Annotated in this window: 19 protein-coding genes; 11 read left to right on the top strand and 8 right to left on the bottom strand. The window is 59.1% G+C overall.

Features of this window, described 5'->3' with window-relative positions; translation table 11 throughout:
- Positions 1-5: 5 nt before the first annotated feature.
- Positions 6-1,028: a sialidase family protein gene (locus tag QMG46_RS14780; protein ID WP_281852905.1), complete on the top strand. Its 1,023-nt coding sequence runs from the start codon at positions 6-8 to the stop codon at positions 1,026-1,028.
- Positions 1,029-1,290: 262 nt separating this feature from the next.
- The gene (locus QMG46_RS14785; RefSeq protein ID WP_281848592.1) at positions 1,291-2,622 is read left to right on the top strand and encodes a hypothetical protein; all 1,332 of its coding nucleotides are present in this window, start codon (positions 1,291-1,293) and stop codon (positions 2,620-2,622) included.
- A 71-nt stretch (positions 2,623-2,693) separates the two neighbouring features.
- On the opposite strand, the gene QMG46_RS14790 is transcribed toward QMG46_RS14785, so the two are convergent.
- Positions 2,694-3,560, bottom strand: coding sequence for an NmrA family NAD(P)-binding protein (locus QMG46_RS14790; RefSeq protein WP_281848593.1), 867 nt, complete (start codon positions 3,558-3,560; stop codon positions 2,694-2,696).
- Positions 3,561-3,727: 167 nt separating this feature from the next.
- On the opposite strand from QMG46_RS14790, the gene QMG46_RS14795 reads away from it, so the two are divergent.
- Both QMG46_RS14795 and QMG46_RS14800 read left to right on the top strand, forming a co-directional pair.
- Complete coding sequence (locus QMG46_RS14795; protein WP_281848594.1) at positions 3,728-4,639, top strand: LysR family transcriptional regulator; 912 nt, start codon at positions 3,728-3,730, stop codon at positions 4,637-4,639.
- Between the two features lie 249 nt (positions 4,640-4,888).
- The gene (locus QMG46_RS14800; RefSeq protein ID WP_281848595.1) at positions 4,889-5,158 is read left to right on the top strand and encodes a DUF1330 domain-containing protein; all 270 of its coding nucleotides are present in this window, start codon (positions 4,889-4,891) and stop codon (positions 5,156-5,158) included.
- A 33-nt stretch (positions 5,159-5,191) separates the two neighbouring features.
- On the opposite strand, the gene QMG46_RS14805 is transcribed toward QMG46_RS14800, so the two are convergent.
- The 4 genes from QMG46_RS14805 to QMG46_RS14820 form a co-directional block, all read right to left on the bottom strand.
- Entirely contained in the window at positions 5,192-6,049 is an 858-nt protein-coding gene (locus QMG46_RS14805) for a pirin family protein (RefSeq protein ID WP_281848596.1), read from the bottom strand.
- A 62-nt stretch (positions 6,050-6,111) separates the two neighbouring features.
- Positions 6,112-6,849 (bottom strand): isochorismatase family protein, encoded by a 738-nt coding sequence (locus tag QMG46_RS14810; RefSeq protein ID WP_281848597.1) that lies wholly within the window; start codon positions 6,847-6,849, stop codon positions 6,112-6,114.
- Between the two features lie 134 nt (positions 6,850-6,983).
- Positions 6,984-7,898, bottom strand: a complete 915-nt coding sequence (locus tag QMG46_RS14815; protein WP_281848598.1) for a LysR substrate-binding domain-containing protein — start codon at positions 7,896-7,898, stop codon at positions 6,984-6,986.
- The gene (locus QMG46_RS14820; protein WP_281848599.1) at positions 7,895-8,263 is read right to left on the bottom strand and encodes a winged helix-turn-helix transcriptional regulator; all 369 of its coding nucleotides are present in this window, start codon (positions 8,261-8,263) and stop codon (positions 7,895-7,897) included. Before QMG46_RS14820 ends, QMG46_RS14815 begins: the two co-directional genes overlap by 4 nt.
- Positions 8,264-8,412: 149 nt before the next feature.
- On the opposite strand from QMG46_RS14820, the gene gstA reads away from it, so the two are divergent.
- Positions 8,413-9,042, top strand: coding sequence for a glutathione transferase GstA (gene gstA, locus QMG46_RS14825; RefSeq protein WP_281848600.1), 630 nt, complete (start codon positions 8,413-8,415; stop codon positions 9,040-9,042).
- Positions 9,043-9,078: 36 nt separating this feature from the next.
- Here gstA and ubiG read toward each other — a convergent pair whose 3' ends face one another.
- A complete protein-coding gene (gene ubiG, locus QMG46_RS14830) occupies positions 9,079-9,807 on the bottom strand; it encodes a bifunctional 2-polyprenyl-6-hydroxyphenol methylase/3-demethylubiquinol 3-O-methyltransferase UbiG (protein WP_281848601.1) in 729 nt (242 codons plus the stop codon).
- A 230-nt stretch (positions 9,808-10,037) separates the two neighbouring features.
- Between ubiG and QMG46_RS14835 the strand changes: the two genes are divergently transcribed.
- Positions 10,038-10,460, top strand: coding sequence for a DCC1-like thiol-disulfide oxidoreductase family protein (locus QMG46_RS14835; RefSeq protein ID WP_281848602.1), 423 nt, complete (start codon positions 10,038-10,040; stop codon positions 10,458-10,460).
- Positions 10,457-11,023, top strand: coding sequence for a DUF4166 domain-containing protein (locus tag QMG46_RS14840; RefSeq protein ID WP_281848603.1), 567 nt, complete (start codon positions 10,457-10,459; stop codon positions 11,021-11,023). The genes QMG46_RS14835 and QMG46_RS14840 overlap by 4 nt, the downstream gene beginning before the upstream one ends.
- A gap of 50 nt (positions 11,024-11,073) precedes the next feature.
- Here QMG46_RS14840 and QMG46_RS14845 read toward each other — a convergent pair whose 3' ends face one another.
- Together QMG46_RS14845 and QMG46_RS14850 are read right to left on the bottom strand one after the other, a co-directional pair.
- Positions 11,074-12,624, bottom strand: coding sequence for a peptidoglycan-binding domain-containing protein (locus tag QMG46_RS14845; RefSeq protein ID WP_281848604.1), 1,551 nt, complete (start codon positions 12,622-12,624; stop codon positions 11,074-11,076).
- A 27-nt stretch (positions 12,625-12,651) separates the two neighbouring features.
- Positions 12,652-13,095: a lysozyme inhibitor LprI family protein gene (locus QMG46_RS14850; RefSeq protein WP_281848605.1), complete on the bottom strand. Its 444-nt coding sequence runs from the start codon at positions 13,093-13,095 to the stop codon at positions 12,652-12,654.
- A gap of 273 nt (positions 13,096-13,368) precedes the next feature.
- Between QMG46_RS14850 and QMG46_RS14855 the strand changes: the two genes are divergently transcribed.
- The 4 genes from QMG46_RS14855 (at position 13,369) to QMG46_RS14870 (ending at position 17,991) form a co-directional block, all read left to right on the top strand.
- Positions 13,369-13,782, top strand: a complete 414-nt coding sequence (locus QMG46_RS14855; RefSeq protein WP_281848606.1) for a cupin domain-containing protein — start codon at positions 13,369-13,371, stop codon at positions 13,780-13,782.
- A gap of 19 nt (positions 13,783-13,801) precedes the next feature.
- Positions 13,802-14,443: an HD domain-containing protein gene (locus tag QMG46_RS14860; RefSeq protein WP_281848607.1), complete on the top strand. Its 642-nt coding sequence runs from the start codon at positions 13,802-13,804 to the stop codon at positions 14,441-14,443.
- A gap of 704 nt (positions 14,444-15,147) precedes the next feature.
- Positions 15,148-15,519, top strand: coding sequence for a low molecular weight protein-tyrosine-phosphatase (locus QMG46_RS14865; RefSeq protein WP_345781771.1), 372 nt, complete (start codon positions 15,148-15,150; stop codon positions 15,517-15,519).
- 270 nt (positions 15,520-15,789) lie between these two features.
- The gene (locus QMG46_RS14870; RefSeq protein ID WP_281848609.1) at positions 15,790-17,991 is read left to right on the top strand and encodes a polysaccharide biosynthesis tyrosine autokinase; all 2,202 of its coding nucleotides are present in this window, start codon (positions 15,790-15,792) and stop codon (positions 17,989-17,991) included.
- Positions 17,992-18,131 lie beyond the last annotated feature (140 nt).

Here is an 18,131-nt window from a genome sequence, read left to right on the forward strand (position 1 = left end):
GTTTCATGCTGCTTGCCGCGGTGTCGATTTCGGCCGTCGGCGGCAACGCCTCGCCTATCGTCGCGAGCGAGTTTATCGCCGATCCCGCGCCCACCGCACAAAGTCATGCGGGCACGATTGTGGAAACGAAGCAGGGGCTTGTTGCTGCCTGGTTCGGCGGCAAGCAGGAGCGCGATCCGAGCGTCGGCATCTGGGTTGCGCGGCATATCGCGGGACGTTGGTCGTCGCCACGCGAAGTCGCTAACGGACGTCAAGCGGACGGTTCGCGGCTACCGACGTGGAACCCGGTACTTTTTCAATCCGCCACCGGCACGCTCATGCTCTTCTACAAGGTCGGTCCGGACCCGGAGCATTGGTGGGGCATGGTCATGACGTCCGACGATGTCGGCGCGCATTGGTCGCAGCCGTGGCGTTTGCCACCGGGAATACTCGGTCCGACCAAGAACAAGCCGATCCAGCTGGCCGATGGGAGTATCGTCAGCCCGTCGAGTACGGAGCACGGCGGCTGGCATATTCATGTCGAGCGTTCCAGCGACGATGGCAAGACATGGTCGACCAGTGGCGACGTACCGTCTCATGGCATCGACGCCATTCAACCGAGCCTGCTCGTTCGGCCGCATGGCGATATCGAGGCGATTGGACGGACCCGCCAGGGCAAGCTCTTTCAGAGCCTGTCGTCGGATGGTGGGCGTCATTGGTCGCCACTACGCCTGCTGGATATAGACAACCCCAATGCCGGTATCGATGCGGTGTCGCTTGCCGACGGTCGTTATCTGCTGGTCTATAACCCCGACTTGCCCGGCCGACAATGGTGGGATGGCCGCGGCACATTGGCGATTGCCGTGAGCGAAGACGGCATGCGATGGCGCAGGGTGCTCACGCTCGAAGATAAGCCAGGCAACGAGTACTCCTATCCCGCAGTTATTCAAACCCGAGATGGCTTGGTCCATGTTCTCTATACGTGGGAGCGAAAACGGATGCGATATGTGGTTATCGATCCGGAAAGGCTCATCCCGAGCGAACCTTAAAAGCCTCAGCTCCCGTCGTCACCCCGGCGCACGCGAAAGCCGCAAATCGAAGCCACTGGATCCCGGCCTGCGCAGGGATGACGAGCAGGAAGATCTTTGAAGTAAGCGCAACGTCGACGACACGACCCAGCCGCCAATGCTCGCGTGTGACACTGATGTTTCAGTGCATGACTTGTCGTCGGGGCGACCTCCGCGCGCTATGGTATGGCGTCATACTCACCTTGACGATCGCATGTCGCCAGGTATTCACGAGAGGCGTTGGATGAGCATTTCACCGCGTTGCCTATCGCGGCTATGTCTGGGCGTGGCGTTGTCGTTCACAGCCCTTTCCGGCCAAGCGTTCGACGCCACGGCCCTTCCGAAGCTGGAAACAGGCATCGACCGCTCAAACATGAGCACCGAATGGACGCTTTCGCCGCCCGCCGAGCCGAATGTCTATCCTTTCAATGGGCCGTACAACGGCAACGGTGTTTTCGAGGCACGACGAATCGCCGTATTCGATGGCATAGCCAAGCTTCATCCACAATGGTTTCGGGATGGGTTTGGCGGGGATACGCCGCAGGATATTCAGTTGTTCGTCGACATGGTTCGACAAATGCATGCTCGTGGCATCAAGGTACTTGCCGTTGTCGGGGCCAGTGCAAGCGACTTCGACCCCAAAGATCACCTAAGCCCCGCGGCAAGTGGCTGCCAGTGGGGTACGTTTCCGCTAAGCAAGATCGACCTGTCCAAATTCGAGCAGCACCTGCGCGCGCATCTTGAAGCGGTCAAGCAAGCGGGCGAGTCTGTCGACGCCTTCGAGATCGGCAACGAACTCGACCTCTACTGCAACGACGCGGACATGCCCAAGACATCGGAATTTGCGGCGCACCAGTGGAAGTGGTTTCTGACCGCCGAACAGGTACACACTTTTGCCGCAGGCTATGCCCCGTTTCTGGCTACCTTCGCCAGGGTGGCCAGGGAATACTTTCCGCATACCAGGCTCATCACCTTCGGTATGTCCAACCCGAGCGGCAACTCGGCCCCGCTTATCGCTGCCTTGGCAAATTTCAAGGATAAAACGGGAAAGTCATTCGACTACACCAGCCTGGTCGACGGGTATGGCACGCACATCTATCCATCATCCGATACGACCCTCGGCATGGTTACCCAGGCAACGGCACAACTGACCAGCCAGGCGGCCACCTTTCCGCATGGCCGGCAAAAAGCCATATGGATTACCGAGTGGAATGAGGCGGCCTCTGCGTTCTGGTCGAGCCATCGGTGGTATTTCCAGCCGGCAAAGCGCGGTAACGCGACGCTCGATCTCAACAAGGCCGATCCCGAGCATCGTTTTGGGCCGATGACGCGAGCTGAGGTGATCGAGGCATTTCAGAATCAGGTCGTTCAGCATCTTCGTTCGATGCCAAGCCCAATCAATATCGGCTATCTGCTGTATTACTCCTATGATTCCGCCGGAAAATCGCCCATGTGCGATGCCACGACCTTCAATATCAGCCGAGGCATCAAAGGCACCTGTTTCAACGGTGTGATCGACCCCGTAACAGGAAAGTTATTACCAGATGTGGCTGCTGCTTTGAGTCAGGGGCGTTAATCACCGGCGTGGTCATCTCTACGGCTTGGGCAGCCACTCAGCGTTCCACTGCGAGATAGGAGCGAGTTCAGTTACGCGGCTGCCTTGGCGAGTACGCGCAGCACCGCTTCGAGCGATGTCTCGCCCTTCACGACGGCGTCGTCGGCACCCTCGAATGCGATCCAGCCTTCGTTGAAGCCGTCGAGCATGCGTATGCGTGGCTGCGGATTCTTCATGCCCTGCGCCGTGAACAGTTCGGCCCAAGTGTCGCGCGGCACGATCTGCGCCGTCACCGGTCGATCGAGTACCTTGGAAAAAGCCGCTGCCGCATCATTGGGCGAAACGCGTTGGCTGGCTTCGAGCTCGACGATGCGATGACCTTTCCAGTCCTGTTGGAGCAGGCTGGCGGCAACACGACCTACGTCGGCTGTCGCGATCATCGGTACGGGCTTGTCCAGCGGCTGCAGGAAACTCGCGATGACTCCCTCGGCGCGCGCCTGTTCCACGTCCCAGGCAAAGTTCTCCATGAACCAGGCGGGACGGAGGAAGGTAACCGGGACGGTCGACTTCGACAGCGCCTGTTCCATCAGCGTGCGCTGTGTGAGCAGATTTGTCTGCGTTGCCTGCGCGCCTATCGTCGACAGGCAGACCACCTTGCGCGGCTTTGCCCATTCGATCGCGGTCATCACGGTATCGATAACCGCACGTGCCTCGGGGAAGTCCGGCTCCGGATCGAACTCCGATGGCGGCAGGATGAATACGCCTTCGGCCCCTTCGAATGCGGCGGCCAGCGCGGATGCGTCGTTCATGCTGGCGAGTGCGATCTCGCAGCCGAGGGCTTCCCATTCGCGTGCCTTGTCGAGATTGCGCAAGACGGCGCGGACGGGTTGGCCGATAGCGAGCAGGGTGCGCGCAAGCGCACCGCCTACCTGTCCGGTAATACCTGTGATCGCATACATAAGCGTTTTCCTTCTATCTGTGACTGGTTGCCGCCGCCACGCTGGTGCCTTAGCAGAAGGCGGATGAGCTTCGAGCAAAACTTCTGTGCGGGGACTATCTTCCTGACCGGCTCATGCTTCAATATCGCTTATGGTCTTTCAGTCGTGATTTTTAGTCAGGAATTGCCATGGCGATCGATAGCAAGCTTTTCTCCGATCTTTCCGTGCTGTTCGCGGTGGTAGAGGCGGGCACCATTGCGCGCGCGGCCGAAGCGCTGGGGGTGTCTCCTTCGGGTGTGAGCCGCATGCTGGCGCGCCTGGAGCAACGCGTAGGTGCGCGTCTGCTCGCGCGCACGACACGTACGCTTTCGTTGACCGACGAGGGGCGGCGCTTCTACGAACAGGTTGGACCGCACCTTGCCGGTATCCAGGAAGCCGCGATCGAGGCTGCCGGTTCGGCGAGCAAGGTTCGAGGGAAGCTACGCGTCAATATCGACCCGTATTTTTCCCGGATCGTGCTGGCGAAGCATCTGGCGAAATTCCTCTCGCGCTACCCGGAGTTGTTTGTCGAACTGATCATGCGCGATTCGGTGGGTGATCTGGTGGCAGATGGCTTCGATCTCGCGCTGCGCTTCGGCGAGCCGCCGGTAGGGTCGTTTGTTGCACGCAAGCTCACTGAAACGCGCGTTATCACGGTTGCCTCGCCTGCCTATATCAAGGCGCACGGCAAGCCTGCGCATCCGAGGGACATCGAAAAACGAGACTGCATCGACTTCTACGACGCGGCGAACGGTAAACCCTACCCATGGGAGATGCAGCGCAAGAAAGAGGTACTGACGCTGCGTGTGAAAGGGCGGTTGCTGACGTCGGACTCGGGCACGCTGCTGGCGGCTTGCGAAGCTGGTTTCGGCATCGCGCAGGTGATGGAGATCGGTTGTGAGCAGTTGTTGCGCAGCGGCCGGCTGATCGAACTGTTTCCAGGCTGGTCGGACGAACGTTTTCCGCTGTATGCGATCTTTCCGTCACGTCTGCACCGTGCGGCGAAGGTCCGTGCGTTTATCGATTTTGTCAGCGACATTCTGAATGTCGATGCTGCGTAGTGTTGTGCAGGTGCGACTCCAGCCGCGGATTGTTGCAGCTAACGCCACTCCTGATCTGATGCATTCTTGCATCTTGCGGAAAAGTGGCTGCCGGACAACGGCTATTCATTACTTGCCTGTACAAGCGCAGCATCTGCTCGAAGTTTGACTTTATGGCATCAGCCGTTTGGTGATGCTTGCGTTTTTACAGATTATTTCAAGGCGATATCCGCCCTTGTGAGGTGAGTAATGGCGAATGGTTATTGGGTCATGACATTTCGATCGGTTTCAGACCAGGCTGGTATCGACAGATACGCAGCGGCGGCTGGACCGGTGATCCGGGAACTAGGGGGCAGGGTGCTTGCAGTGGGTGTGCCAGGTTTCACCTATGAGTCCGGCATGGCGCAGCGCGTAGCGATTGTCGAGTTCGACAGTCTCGAAGCTGCCGACGTCGCTTATCGCAACCCCGAGTATCAGGCAGCGGTGCAGTACCTTGTGGGAGCTGCGGAGCGCGATGTTCGGATCGTTGAGGGTGTATAAAGAGAATCCGCTGAAGTCACCGCGGTCAGGATGCTATGGAGCAACAAGATCGACATGACCGAGCTCGCCGGCTTCATAGGCGCGGATGCGATCGATGAGTTCCGCCTGGGTGTTCATGACGAAGGGGCCATGCTTGGCGATGGGTTCCCGCAGTGCGGGGCCTGAAAGCAAGGCAATATGGGTACCTGTGCCGTCCCCTGCGAGTTCCAGTTCGGCGGCTCCGGATACGGCCAAGGCTTGGCCCGTCGTCAGCGTACGGTGGCCCGTCTGATCGATGACATGCAATGTGCCTTGCACGACGAGGATCGTCGCGTGCCAGTCTTCCGGCACCGTGTGACTGATCTTCGCTCGGTGCTCCAGAAAGCCGTCGAGCAGCAGGAACGGCGTCGGTAGCGTAACGGGCGACGAGAACCCTTGCCACTGACCTGCGACTACGCGGACTCTTGTTCCGGGTGCTTCGTAGGCAGGGACGTCGGCAGCATCCAGGCGCACTGCATACGGCTCGCAGAACTTCAGGCGCGCGGGCAGATTGACGAAAATCTGCAGCGCATGAACGTGGTCGCCTTTTCCCTCGGGCTGTTCCGTATGAACGGCCCCGCGTCCGGCGACAAACCAGTGCAGGTCGCCGGGCCTGATCGGTCCGTGATTACCCAGGGAGTCGTAATTGACATGGGGTCCGGTGGAGTCCTCGAACATATAGGTCACCGCCGAGATACCCGCGTGCGGATGTGGCGCGAATGTCGGCGAGGTCATATGGAAGTGATCGACCATCACGACGGGATCCAATAGCCCGTCGAACATCGATTCGTTGAAATGTTTGGCCTCGAAACCATCGCCGATGCGCATGTCGTGACTGTCGACGATGCGCAAGGCAGGGAGTTGGGAATGCATGATGGATATCCTGGTAACAGGTGGCTTGGTCGGCGGTGCCGGTACCGCCATACGATCGAAGATCACTTGCCGCGCTTGGCGGCCTCCAACTGGCCCACCAGGGTGGCAAATGGAATATCCAGTGCACCGTAGACGGCGCCAGCTTGCGGATCGGCATTGTCCTTGAGCATTTCGACAGCCGCGCCGGCGTAGTCGGTCAAGGGAATATCGGCTCGCGCCAAGCGTTCGATGCCTGCCGTGCGCTTGGCTTCGTTGAAGGTTCCGGATGCATCGAGCACGACGCGTGTGTCGTAGCCTTCAGCCTTGGCGGAGAGCGCGGGCAGCGTAGCGCAGACTTCCAGCGACGTGCCTGCGATCAGCAACTGCTTGCGGCCGGTCTTCTTGATCGCCGCCACCACGTTCGGATCGTCCCAGGCGTTGATGGACGTACGACTGATGACGGTCACGCCGGGTAGCGCATCGGTGAGCTCGGGAATGGTCGGGCCCCACATGCCGTCGGGCATGGTGGCGGTCACGATGACGGGAACGCCCATCGCGCGTGCGGCCTTGGCCAGCGCCACGACGTTGTGCTTCAGATCGGCCACGGGCATATCGCGTATGCCGGTCAGCAAGCCGATCTGGTGATCGACCAGCAGCAGGACGGTATCGTTGCGGGAGAGCGTGCGCAGGTTGTTGTCGACCGTGCGGGTGGCGCTCACGGATGGCGCGGCCATAGCGGTACTGGTGGTGACGCTGCCGCTGAGTGCGAACAGCATGGCGAACGTGGCGGCCAGCGGTTTGAGTGAAGAAGAACGGTTCATGATGTGGCTCCTCGGGAATCCGGAAGCGCGAATGCGCTCTCGATGGAGGCGCAGGTTAGACACTGGCGGCACGTCGATTAAGCCGGGACAGTGAAAAGGATTGTTACGCCAGCGAAACAATCGCCGGCGCCAAGCTAGCGGCCGGCCGCGCCTTCGACGATCGCCGGCACGCGTTCCACCAGATAGTCGGCCAGCAGACGGACGGCTGGCATCAGTCCCTTCGATGCGGGCAGGATCAGGCTGAGGGTTCGGCGGGAGACTTCCCAGCCGGGAAGCACGCGAATCAGGCTGCCCTGGGCCAGTTCGTCGAGACAGGCGTCAAGCGGCAGGATGGCCACGCCTTGTCCCGCGACAGCAGCTGCCTTGAGCAGGAAGATATCGTCCGAGCCCAGCCGGTGCCGAAGCAGGACGGTGGATTGTTGATTGTCCGGCCCGTGCAGCGTCCAGGTGGATGGGCCATTGCGCGTATCCATATGCAACCCGTCGAGGCCGTGGATATCGTCGAGGCTCGATATCGAACGGTTGCCGATGTAGGCAGGGCTGGCGACCAGTGCGATCTGCAGTGTCGCCAGTCGACGCGCGATCAGCGACGAATCGGTAAGTTCGCCTTCGTGCGATCGCAGGCCCATGTCGAAACCTTCGGCAATCAGATCCACGTAGCGGCTGCTCGCTACGACATCGACGCTGACGCCGGGGTGGTGCTCCATGAACTGGACGATCAACGGTGTCAGCAGCGAACGGAGCATGCCTTGGGGACACGTCATCCGGATGCGGCCGGTGGGCACGCCCATCAGGCTGCGTAGATGCCCTTCGGCGAGCTCTGCCTGCTGTACCGCGATACGTGCGTAGTGATAGAGCTTTTCGCCGGCCTCGGTCAGCGCAAAGCGGCGCGTCGTGCGGTCGATCAGGCGCAGGCCCAGCTGATCTTCCAGCGCCTTCAGTCGCCGGCTCAGCGTGCCTTTGGGAATACCGATGGCATCGGCCGCCGCGGTGAAGCTGCCGCGTTCGGCCAGTGTGGCGAAATAGTAAAGATCATTGAGATCGATCATTCGTCACCATCGCCGTTACTCCGGGTCGCAACCGGGAAGCCGGGGCTCGACGCACGCGCCTTTACCCACAACCCGAACTGCTTCATGACCTCGACAACAGGTTCGAGGCGCCTGCCATCGGCAGTGAGCTCATACTCCACCTTGACGGGCACGGTAGGAAACACGGTGCGCTTCAGAAGACCGGCTTCTTCCAGTGCTCGCAGATCAAGAGTCAACATCCGCTGGGAAATTGCCGGGATGTCCCGTCGAAGGTCATTGAATCGTTTCGGCCCATCGATCAGATACGAGACCAGCAGCAAGCGCCAGCGACCACCCAGCAAGCGCATGGCCTCTTCGACGGAGCAGCCGGATACATTGTCTTTCAAGGCAGGGCTCCCTGTGAGCGGCACAAGTATAATTTGTGTACCTAGCTAACAATAGTGTGCCTTCTTCTTTTTTTATACCTGCGATCTAGACTGCACAGAGTCGCTTTCGCCATGGAAGCCGTGGTGCATTCTGTTTTCTGGAGATCGTAATGAAGCTTCACTACATGCCGGCCGCGTGTTCGCTTTCCCCTCATATCGTGCTCAATGAGCTGGGTATCGACGTGACACTGGTCAAGATGGACCACAAGCAACACACGACCGAGTCGGGAGACGACTACTATCGGCTCAATGCCTTGGGCTATGTCCCGCTCCTCGAGCTCGACGACGGCACGACCCTGCGCGAGGGGCCTGTCATCGTGCAATACCTGGCCGATCGAAAGCCCGAGCTGGGCCTAGCGCCGGTCAACGGCAGCATGGAACGCTACCGCCTGCAGGAGTGGTTGAACTTCCTGACTTCCGAAATCCACAAGGGCTTTATCCCGCTCCTCTACGCGGTGCTTGCAGGCAAGTATGTGGACACCGCCAGGCCCAAGCTGGAGAAGCGCTTCGGCTGGATCGATGAGCAGTTGGCCGATCGCCCGTATCTGATGGGTGACACCTTCACTGTCGCCGATGCCTATTTATTCGCCCTGACCGGTTGGGGGCAGGCGTCGTGGCTGAAGTCTTATTACAAGGCGGATATCCACTTTGATGGGCTGCAACATCTGAAGGCATGGTATGAGCGCGTTCGCGAGCGCCCGTCCGTGCAGAAGGCGCTCGCTGCCGAGGGGCTTCAGTAATTGAAGATGTTTAGGGAGTGGCCCATCTCCAGGAGATCAGTCGACCTTACATGATGGACGCAAGGCAAAGCCCATATAGGAAATGGAGAGATCGCTGCTCTGCTTGAGTTTGATCCGTGCGCCCAGTTCGGCAAAGCTCATCCTTCCCAGTTTGTTCCGGATCAGCGCACTCAGAGCAATCAATGGGTTCATTGCGGGCGAGAGCCCGGCGAGCTCGAATTCCGGCATGCCGTGGCGGTCCAGGAGATGAGTCAGTTCCTGCGGCCGGATGAATTTCTCCCAGACATGGACATCGCGTGGAATGAGTCGGGTCAGACGCCAGTCCTGCGCGAATTTGATCGCGACAAGCTTGCTTCTGAAGGTGCGATTGATGGTGTCGAAGAAGAAAACACCGCCGGGTTTGAGCACGCGGGATATCTCGCGCACAACGGCATCGGGACTATCGACGTGCTCGAGTACATCGCAGCAGCAAACGACGTCGAATGTCCCGGACTCGAAGTCCAGCCGATCGGCGCTGCCTTCGAGATAGCGGATGGACAAGCCCGATGCCTCCGCATGCCGGCGAGCCGCCATCAGCGTCGGTGCCGACAGATCGATGCCGGTAACGTCACAGCCCATACCGGCAAACTGTTCCGACAAGAGTCCTCCGCCACACCCGACATCAAGAACGCGCAGTTCATGGGGGTCTCGATGCAGGCGCTCGATCAGCACCTTGCGGAAGTACGCAGACCGTGGCGGATTGACCGAAGTGCGCAGCAAGGACATGAAGCCGTCTTCATCCCACCACGTGGCGGAGATGCGGTCGTAGATCGTGTTGTCTATGTCCTGCATGACGATTCCTTTGGATGAGTCGATGTTGCGCTTCGTCCTGGCCGTCGCCGCCAGAGCTTCATCTGTGGCATTTATCTGTATAACTAATTAGCTATTTAGTTAAATATTGATGTATCATATCCCACAGAACAGGTTCTTTCCATCGTTTTGCAAGGGAGGCGCTCATGAGCACATCTGTCGGAACAGGGGATGTCTGGCTGGTCTATGACGGCGAATGCCCTGTCTGTAAGACCTATTGCATGCATGCCCGTATTCGCGACGCCGTGGGGCGGCTGCACTTGGTGGATGCGCGCCAGCCTGGTGTGTTGATGGACGAGATCACCGCCGCTGGGCTCGATATCGATCAGGGCATGGTCGTCAAATTCGAAGGTATCCTGTACTACGGCCCCGAGGCCGTCCGTATCCTGACACTACTCAGCACGCCCTCCGGGTTCTTCAATCGCCTCAACTACTGGCTTTTCGGCAGCGCCCGGCGAGCTCGAGTCTTCTACCCGATCGGCAAGGCGATCCGGAATCTGATCCTCAAGCTGCTTGGGATTCGTTACATCGAGAACCTTTCCCAGTCCAAGCAGGAGCAGCGCGCATGAATGCGACAGGGGATGCCAGTGCCGTCATGGGATGGTTTGGAGAGGGATTCGGTGCTCTCCACCCGCTTCTTCAGGCGCTGCATGAGCGCGACAGCGAGCTGAGTGGCCCGGTGACGCTGTGCTTTGGTCGAGGTGCGGCCGGTGCGTTCGGCCGGCATATGGCGCGCAAGCTCCGCATGCCGGTAGTCGCGGGCCAGCATCATATGAATGTAACGATCCGCCATGATGCGACGAGCCTGGAATGGCATCGCTGCTTTGACGGCACGCATCATCTTCACTCGAGCTTTGTTCCCAGCGGCCATTGGCCGACCGGTCACTGGATCGAGAAGACCGGTGCGCTGGAGTTGCTGATGACAGTCGACGTCATTGAGGGCGGCTGGTATTGGCGTCTCATCGCTGCGCGTTTTCACGGCATCCGCGTGCCTCTGTGGTTGATTCCTCGTTCAACGGGATACAAACGCATAGAGGAAGGCGCATATCGCTTCCATGTCGCATTTTCGTTGCCGGTGTTGGGCGAAGTGATCTGCTACAGCGGAGTCCTGCAACCAGGCCGTCAAGGATAGAGTTGCGAACAGCCTGAAAGCGGCCGGGCAGGGCGCCCGGCCGCGCTATCTTATCGGCGAGCAGCCTGCGGCTCTGGCTGTTGCGGTGCCGGCTGTTGCTGCTGGTTTTGCGCGTTTGCCGCCTGCTGATTCTGTTGCGGGAGCTTCTGGAATTCGGCGCTGCTTTGTTCCAATGGCTTGGCAACGGCCTGTGCGACGTTCACTTCGGCCATCTGCTTGAGTGGCGAGTTAAGGTCGCCTTGTACGGCAAACGCACGCTTGCCATCGTCGCTCAGAATGACGTGGTCGATGCGTGTCAGGCCTTCGGCACGAGCCGCCGTCGCCAGCGAGCCGGCGAAGTTGTGGGTGATCGTGTCCGAGGCGCGGCCGCGTTCGGCATCGATGGCCTGGACATTCTTCAATGCCTGGTTGTACATCGGGTTGCCCGGGTTGCGGCTATCGGACAAGCTGGCATGGGGCGGCTGCGCGGCCTTGTGCACGGCGTCGAGTGTCTTCGCGCCAGCGATGCCATCGGCCGTCATGTGATGCTCGCGCTGGAATTTTTCGACCGCGGCTTTGGTGCCTGCGCCGTAGTCGCCGTCAGCTTTCAACGGATGACCCTTCGCGTCCGTAACGCCCAGCTTGATGAGCTCGTTTTGCAGGGTCTTGACGTTTTCGCCGTGCGAGCCTTCGCGCAAGGTGCCGTGACCGCCCGGCGCCGTATGCGCGCGCCCACCCTGATGGATCGCCTTGAGGGCGTCCTTGATGTCCGGGTCGTTGGCCGACTTGGCCGGGTTGAAATTCGGGTCGCCTACCTTGGTATGCGCGCGATCGAGCGCGGCCGCCTTCTGCGGATCCTTATAGGCATTCTTATATTCCTCGGCCAGGGCGGCAGCCTTCGGGCCGTCGTAGTACGAGTACTTTTCCTTGATCTTGTTGGCTTCCGCCAGCACGGCGTTATAGTCGCCGCCGTCTTTCAGCACCTTCTCGAACTTTGCGACCTGCGACGGGATCTGATTCTCCGTCTTCGCCAGGATGGCGACGGTTTCCAGGCGGCGATCTTCCGGAATGTTCTTGCCGTACTTGTCCAGGATATCCATGGACGACTGGGTCGCATTCTTGATCTGCGGGTAGTCGATGTTCTTATGGATCCACTTCTGGCCGTCTTCGGAGGACGCCCACGCGTTGATGCTGTTGCGCGTGTCCTTGTCGATAAAGGCGAGGGTGTTGCGGCCGTGCTCGCCGTTGCCGTGGCTCAGCAAATCGGCACGCAGCGTCGCCTTGTCATCGGTGAATTTCAGGTTGTTGTCTTTCGCGTATTTTGCAGCCTGGTCGATGATGGCATCCACATAAGTGCTCTCACCGGGCTTCGGCTTGGCGCCGTCGGCCGAACCCAGCGCCCAGGTGCCGCGTTTGCCGAGATCGACCTGGATGGTGCCAAGCGAATAACCACTGTCCGCGACAATCTTCTTCGCGTCGCCCCAGCCGGGATCGGACGTGCCTGAGGTGACGCCGGCGATGGACAGATGATAGGAAGACGGACCGCCTTCAGTACCGCGCCCCACGACAAAGTAGGTGGCACCGGCGAGCGAGTTGATATCGTGTGTATCAAGACCGGACATGACATTCCTCCGTGAAGTGCGGATAGGTTATTGGTCGTTCGCGATGGATAGATATTTGTCCAGGGTATTGGCGCGTTCGCAGAGACGGAAAATCTCGTTCTGCGTTACCTGGAGGTCGGCGACGGTCTCATCGCCGTAGAGCGCAGCTTCAAGATTGCCGCTCTTGTTGTGGAAATCCAGCCATGCGCGTTCCGCACTGACCAAGCCATCCTTTGCCTTGCCGTTGAGCTTGGCGAGCAGGGCTTTATAAGTCGTGTTGAGCCGGGTGTCCTGTGCCTTTTTCTCGGCGGACAGGCAGGCGCTGGTGGCCACGGTATCCGAGCCGGCCTTGTCGATACATGTATAGAAGCTGGCGTTAATGCCGCTAGGCGCCTGACGCTTGATAACCTGGCTGGTGCTGTCTGCGGCCATGGCCCCGGTGCCACAGGCGAGGAGGGCGAGGCTTATAGCGATCGTTTTAATCGTTTGCATGAATGGAGTTCCTGATCCTGCCGTGCTTTGCGGCCTTATATCCTATCGGGGCGTAGCTCGTCGCAGTGAGACGCCCAGCAAACGACATCATATTGGAATATTTCGAAGCTCAAAAGGGTGGCGCGTCTTGTCATCACCCCGCAGTAGCCGGAAACGAGCAATGAATCACTTCAAGCGAGCCTGATTTTTCTGGTACATCCCAAAATTGGGTTTCTGGTTCTTTTGTATGTGCCTGAACCGGGCGCAGGATCATCCTTTTCACGAGGAATGCCCATGAAGACAAGGTTTCTTTTTTCCACTCTGCTGGCTACCACCGCGCTGCTATCAGCGGCGGCAAGTGCGCACACGCCGGATGGCACGGTCACGCCCAACTTTTCGCATTCCATCACCAATATCCCCGGCAAGTCCCTCGTTGCCGTCGAAGTGGCGTATCCGCCTGGAGGCGCGTCGCTGCCGCATAGCCACGCAAAGTCGGCTTTCATCTATGCCTATGTCGTATCGGGCGCAATCGAAAGCCAGGTGGATAACCAGCCTGCACGCATTTACACAGCCGGCCAGGCTTTCTACGAAGAACCCGGCGCCCATCATCGGATCAGCCGCAACGCAAGCAAGAGCGAGCCGGCCAAGTTGCTCGCCGTGTTTGTCGTCGACACCGGCGATACCCCGCTGACGACGCCGCAGAAATAGGTTTTCGACTAGAGCAACCATGCCATCCACTATCCTGGGGATACGCATCCCCGACAGCGTGATCGCCCGCGAGGCGACACAACTCCTCCGGGACACGGCAAGCGACATCTTGTTTCAGCACTCGATGCGGGTCTACCTTTGGGGTGCGCTGAGTGCGCAGCGCAAAGGCATAGTCTTCGATCCGGAGTTGCTCTATGCCGGAGCGATGTTTCATGACTTCGGTCTTACAGAAGACTTCCATGGAAGTTCGCTGCGTTTCGAAGTGGATGGAGCCAACGCCGCGCGCGACTTCTTGAAGCGTCACGGCATTCCGGAAGGGGACATTCAAAAGGTATGGACGGCCATCGCGGTCCACACGACACCTGGAGTCCCCGAATTCCTGCACGCGGAGGCGGCACTGCTTCATCTGGCTGCAGGCATGGACGTAGCGGGCCGCTCGTACGATCAGTTTACGGAGGAGGAGCATGAAGCCGTGGTGGCAGCCCATCCTCGCGGCGAGGGTTTCAAGCAGCGCATCATCGATGCCTTTCATGAGGGTTTGAAGGATCGTCCTGCGACTACGTTTGGCACCTTCAACGACGACTTCATTGCGTTCAGGGAGCCTGGGTTTCAGAGGGTGAATATCTGCAGCATCATTTTGAGTTCGCCCTGGGCGCATTAGCTCCGTCAGGAGCGCGCCATCGCTTCGTTCAGTCGCTCGAATAGAAAGTCACTGAAGACCGCACCCAGAACGGCCGTCACACGGACTGAGGTTTGCCGATTGGGCCAAAGCTGACTTTGTGACCGGCGCCGACGGTTTGAAGACGCACCTATCCAAACGGAGGCAGCGGGTACGTCGCTGATCGGTAGTCACGAGATCGACATGTTGTCGAGCAGGATATTCATGCTCGATGACATGGCTTCGGTACGTGTCGAGACCGCCGAAATCCACGCAACGAAAAAACAAAGATCGCGTCATATGAATGAGGTGAAGCTCGTTCACGACGGTGAAATTCAAGTGAAGGCACTGAGAAGCCGGCTGTGCCTTCCGTTGTAAAAGTGCCAAAAAACAGCCGAAATCAGGGCCGCTTCACTGCTGCAAGCATCGTTTGACCTTTCAACATATCGAGCATCGCCATAACGGAAGCTGTATGGCGATGCGCGAAGATCAAACTGTGGATTGAGTTCCGCAATACCATCCAGTCTTCGTCTAGGATGGCCTAGATGTGAACCGGCAATGCAAGATCGACGAAACAGGGGATGTCGAGATTCACGCTGTCCATGCGGACTCCACATCCTATTTGTAGAAGTTAGGCGATCGTTGTGTTCCGAAGTATCTTGCTCGTTTGTGTGGGCAATATCTGCCGCAGCCCCACGGCAGAATATTTGCTACGAAATCGACTGACCGATAGCGATGCAGGCGTGTCCAGCGCAGGCTTGGGTGCGCTCGGCGATCGCCCCATGGATGTCACGGCGGCGCAGTTGCTGCGTGAACATGGCATCGACGCCAGTGCGCATCGTGGCAAGCAGCTCAGTCCGGACATGCTGCGGCAGGCCGAGCTGGTGCTGGTCATGGAGAAGGCGCACGCGGCAAACATCGCCCGCAGTACGCCGGAGGTTAGCGGAAAGGTGTTCCTGCTGGGCAAGTGGCAGGACGAACGGGACATTCCGGATCCGTACGGTCAACAGCGACCTGCATTCGAGCATGTCTATCGGCTGATCGATCAGGGCGTATCGAGCTGGCTGCCGTATCTATGAGTGCCCGCTCGTATCTCGAAGCGATTCGCATCGATCTGCCATGCGGATCAATCGATAGAGCGCGAGCTGCACATTGCAGCGAGCCTGCTTTCGTTGTTCAGCAAGCAATGACGCGCTACTTAGGATCCAACCCGAGCCGCTCACGGCGCGATGCTGTCGCTCGCTCGTGGATGGACTGCGCGCATTCATTTGTATGCAGGCAGGCTTCGGTGCTGGCAATGCATGGATGGCGGGCTGATCTCAAATCCCCTTCCTCTTCAAAAGCTCTCTATGTCAAATATCAGTAACGCTGCACCAGAGAACGATGAGATCGACCTGGGTGCCATGCTTGGCACGCTGGTGGATAACAAATGGTTGATCCTGATCATCACCGGGTTGTTCATGCTCTGCAGCGTGGCTTATGCACTGTTGGCAACGCCGATCTACCAGGCCGATGCGCTCGTGCAGGTCGAGCAGAAAGTGCCGGATCTTCCGGGTCTCAGTGCGCTGTCGCAGACCCTGGGGGCTTCCAATTCGGAGGCGACCACCGAAATCGCCCTGATCACCTCGCGTGCCGTGATTGGCCATGCGGTGGACGATCTCAAGCTGGATATCGTGGTTGAGCCACGCCATTTTCCGATGTTCGGTGGCGGCGTAGCGCGGCGCTATCGGAACGCCCATCCAGGCGAGTTGGCCAGTCCGTGGCTGGGTCTGAGCAGCTATGACTGGGGTGGCGCGCAACTGGAGTTGCAGCAGATCGATCTGCGCAACGATCTGCTCGGCAAGCGTCTGATGCTGGTTGCCGGGGACACGGGCAGCTACCGTTTGCTGGACGACAAAGGCCAGCCCTTGCTCGAAGGGGTGGTTGGAAAGGTGGCGAGCGAACGCGGCGTGACCATGCTGGTGTCGACCTTGCGTGCGAATCCCGGGACTCGCTTCGATGTGCAGCGCAACCGCGCGCTTACCACGATCAACGCGTTGCAGCAGGCGATCAAGGCGACCGAGCAGGGCAAGGACTCGGGCATCATCGGGCTGTCCTATGACAATGCCAGCCCGATCATGGCCACCGCGCTGCTCGATCAAGTGTGCTTGTGGTACGTGCGTCAGAATGTCGAGTGGAATGCCGCCGAGGCAGCCAAGAGCCTGGAGTTCGTGCAGGAGCAGTTGCCCAAGGTGAGGGCCGAAACCGACCGGGCGCAGGCCGCCTTGAATGCGTACCAGATCAAGGCGCACTCGGTGGATATCACCATGCAGACCAAGAGTCTGCTGGATCAGAGCGTCACCATCGGCAGCAGTATTCAGCAACTGCAGATGCAAAAAGCGGACATCGATCGCCGTTTCACGCCGGATCACCCGGCCTACAAGGCGCTGATGCAGCAGATCAGCGATATGCAGGCGCAGAAAGCCGCGGTGGAGAAGCAGGTCGGCGATCTGCCGGACACCCAGCAGCAACTACTCAAACTCACCCGCGACGTCGAGGTCAGTAACCAGACCTATACCGGACTGGTCAGCCAGGAGCAGCAGCTGGACATCGCGCGAGCCGGCAAGGTTGGCAATGTGCATATCGTCGACAAGGCGGCGGTGGATGTCACTCATCCGGTCAAGCCCAAGCGCGCGATAGTGAGCATCGGCGGCACGTTGCTGGGCGTGTTCCTGTCGGTTTGCATTGTGCTCGTGCGGCAGATGCTCAACCGTGGCGTGGAAGACCCTTCCGTCATCGAGCAGTTGGGACTGCCGGTGTATGCCTCGATTCCGATCAGCAGCATCGAGCGTGCGGTGATGGCCGATGGCCATCGGCGGCGTACTGAAGGCCAGCCCCATCTGTTGGCAGTCAACGAGCCGGCCGATCTGGCCACCGAGGCGATACGCAGCCTGCGCACCAGCCTGCATTTCGCACGGCTAGAGGCCAAGAACAATGTGCTGATGATTTCCGGCGCCAGTCCGGGGGCGGGCAAGACGTTCATCTCGTCCAATCTTGCCGCGGTGATCGCCCAGGCCGGCCAGCGCGTGCTTTTGATCGATGGCGACATGCGCAAGGGTACGTTGCACAAGGTCATGGGCGGCCCACACGAAAAGGGATTGTCCGATCTGATTGCCGGGAGCATCGAGCTGGCTACGGCGATCCGGTCTGTGCCGTCGCTACCGAACCTGCACTACATCTCGGGTGGCAAGGTTCCGCCAAACCCGTCCGAGTTGCTGATGAATGAGCGCTTCACCGATTTGTTGACGAAAGTGATGCCCTTGTACGACCTCGTCATCGTCGATACGCCGCCCATCCTTGCTGTCACCGATGCGGCGATCATCGGCCATCTGGCGGGCACCAGCTTGTTGGTGGTGCGGTTCGGTCTCAATCAAGCTCGCGAAATTGCCCTGGCCAGGCAGCGATTCGTGCAGAACGGCGTGGATATCAAGGGGGCTGTATTCAATGCCGTGCAAAAGCGAAGTAGTGGCTACTACTCGTATGGCTATTATGAATACAAGGCTGCGACATAGGTTCACAAAGTTGTCAAAGCCGTCGAATATAATTGGACGTCTTAACGTCTAAACCGTGATGAACGTCTCGAATGCTTGAAAGCATATGGAATTTGTATAAGCGCTTCAGCGAGCAGTAAAGAAGAGCTTGTAATCATCAA

This window comes from Dyella sp. GSA-30 (assembly GCF_027924605.1).
GTDB lineage: Bacteria > Pseudomonadota > Gammaproteobacteria > Xanthomonadales > Rhodanobacteraceae > GSA-30.

Coding starts and splice junctions, on each gene's coding strand:
- QMG46_RS14795 (WP_281848594.1), top strand. CDS start 3,728: ATGGCGATCGATAGCAAGCTTTTCTCCGATCTTTCCGTGCTGTTCGCG.
- ubiG (WP_281848601.1), bottom strand. CDS start 9,807: ATGTCCTTGCTGCGCACTTCGGTCAATCCGCCACGGTCTGCGTACTTC.
- QMG46_RS14785 (WP_281848592.1), top strand. CDS start 1,291: ATGAGCATTTCACCGCGTTGCCTATCGCGGCTATGTCTGGGCGTGGCG.
- QMG46_RS14850 (WP_281848605.1), bottom strand. CDS start 13,095: ATGCAAACGATTAAAACGATCGCTATAAGCCTCGCCCTCCTCGCCTGT.
- QMG46_RS14860 (WP_281848607.1), top strand. CDS start 13,802: ATGCCATCCACTATCCTGGGGATACGCATCCCCGACAGCGTGATCGCC.
- QMG46_RS14810 (WP_281848597.1), bottom strand. CDS start 6,849: ATGAACCGTTCTTCTTCACTCAAACCGCTGGCCGCCACGTTCGCCATG.
- QMG46_RS14800 (WP_281848595.1), top strand. CDS start 4,889: ATGACATTTCGATCGGTTTCAGACCAGGCTGGTATCGACAGATACGCA.
- QMG46_RS14780 (WP_281852905.1), top strand. CDS start 6: ATGCTGCTTGCCGCGGTGTCGATTTCGGCCGTCGGCGGCAACGCCTCG.
- QMG46_RS14805 (WP_281848596.1), bottom strand. CDS start 6,049: ATGCATTCCCAACTCCCTGCCTTGCGCATCGTCGACAGTCACGACATG.
- gstA (WP_281848600.1), top strand. CDS start 8,413: ATGAAGCTTCACTACATGCCGGCCGCGTGTTCGCTTTCCCCTCATATC.
- QMG46_RS14835 (WP_281848602.1), top strand. CDS start 10,038: ATGAGCACATCTGTCGGAACAGGGGATGTCTGGCTGGTCTATGACGGC.
- QMG46_RS14815 (WP_281848598.1), bottom strand. CDS start 7,898: ATGATCGATCTCAATGATCTTTACTATTTCGCCACACTGGCCGAACGC.
- QMG46_RS14870 (WP_281848609.1), top strand. CDS start 15,790: ATGTCAAATATCAGTAACGCTGCACCAGAGAACGATGAGATCGACCTG.
- QMG46_RS14845 (WP_281848604.1), bottom strand. CDS start 12,624: ATGTCCGGTCTTGATACACACGATATCAACTCGCTCGCCGGTGCCACC.
- QMG46_RS14790 (WP_281848593.1), bottom strand. CDS start 3,560: ATGTATGCGATCACAGGTATTACCGGACAGGTAGGCGGTGCGCTTGCG.
- QMG46_RS14840 (WP_281848603.1), top strand. CDS start 10,457: ATGAATGCGACAGGGGATGCCAGTGCCGTCATGGGATGGTTTGGAGAG.
- QMG46_RS14855 (WP_281848606.1), top strand. CDS start 13,369: ATGAAGACAAGGTTTCTTTTTTCCACTCTGCTGGCTACCACCGCGCTG.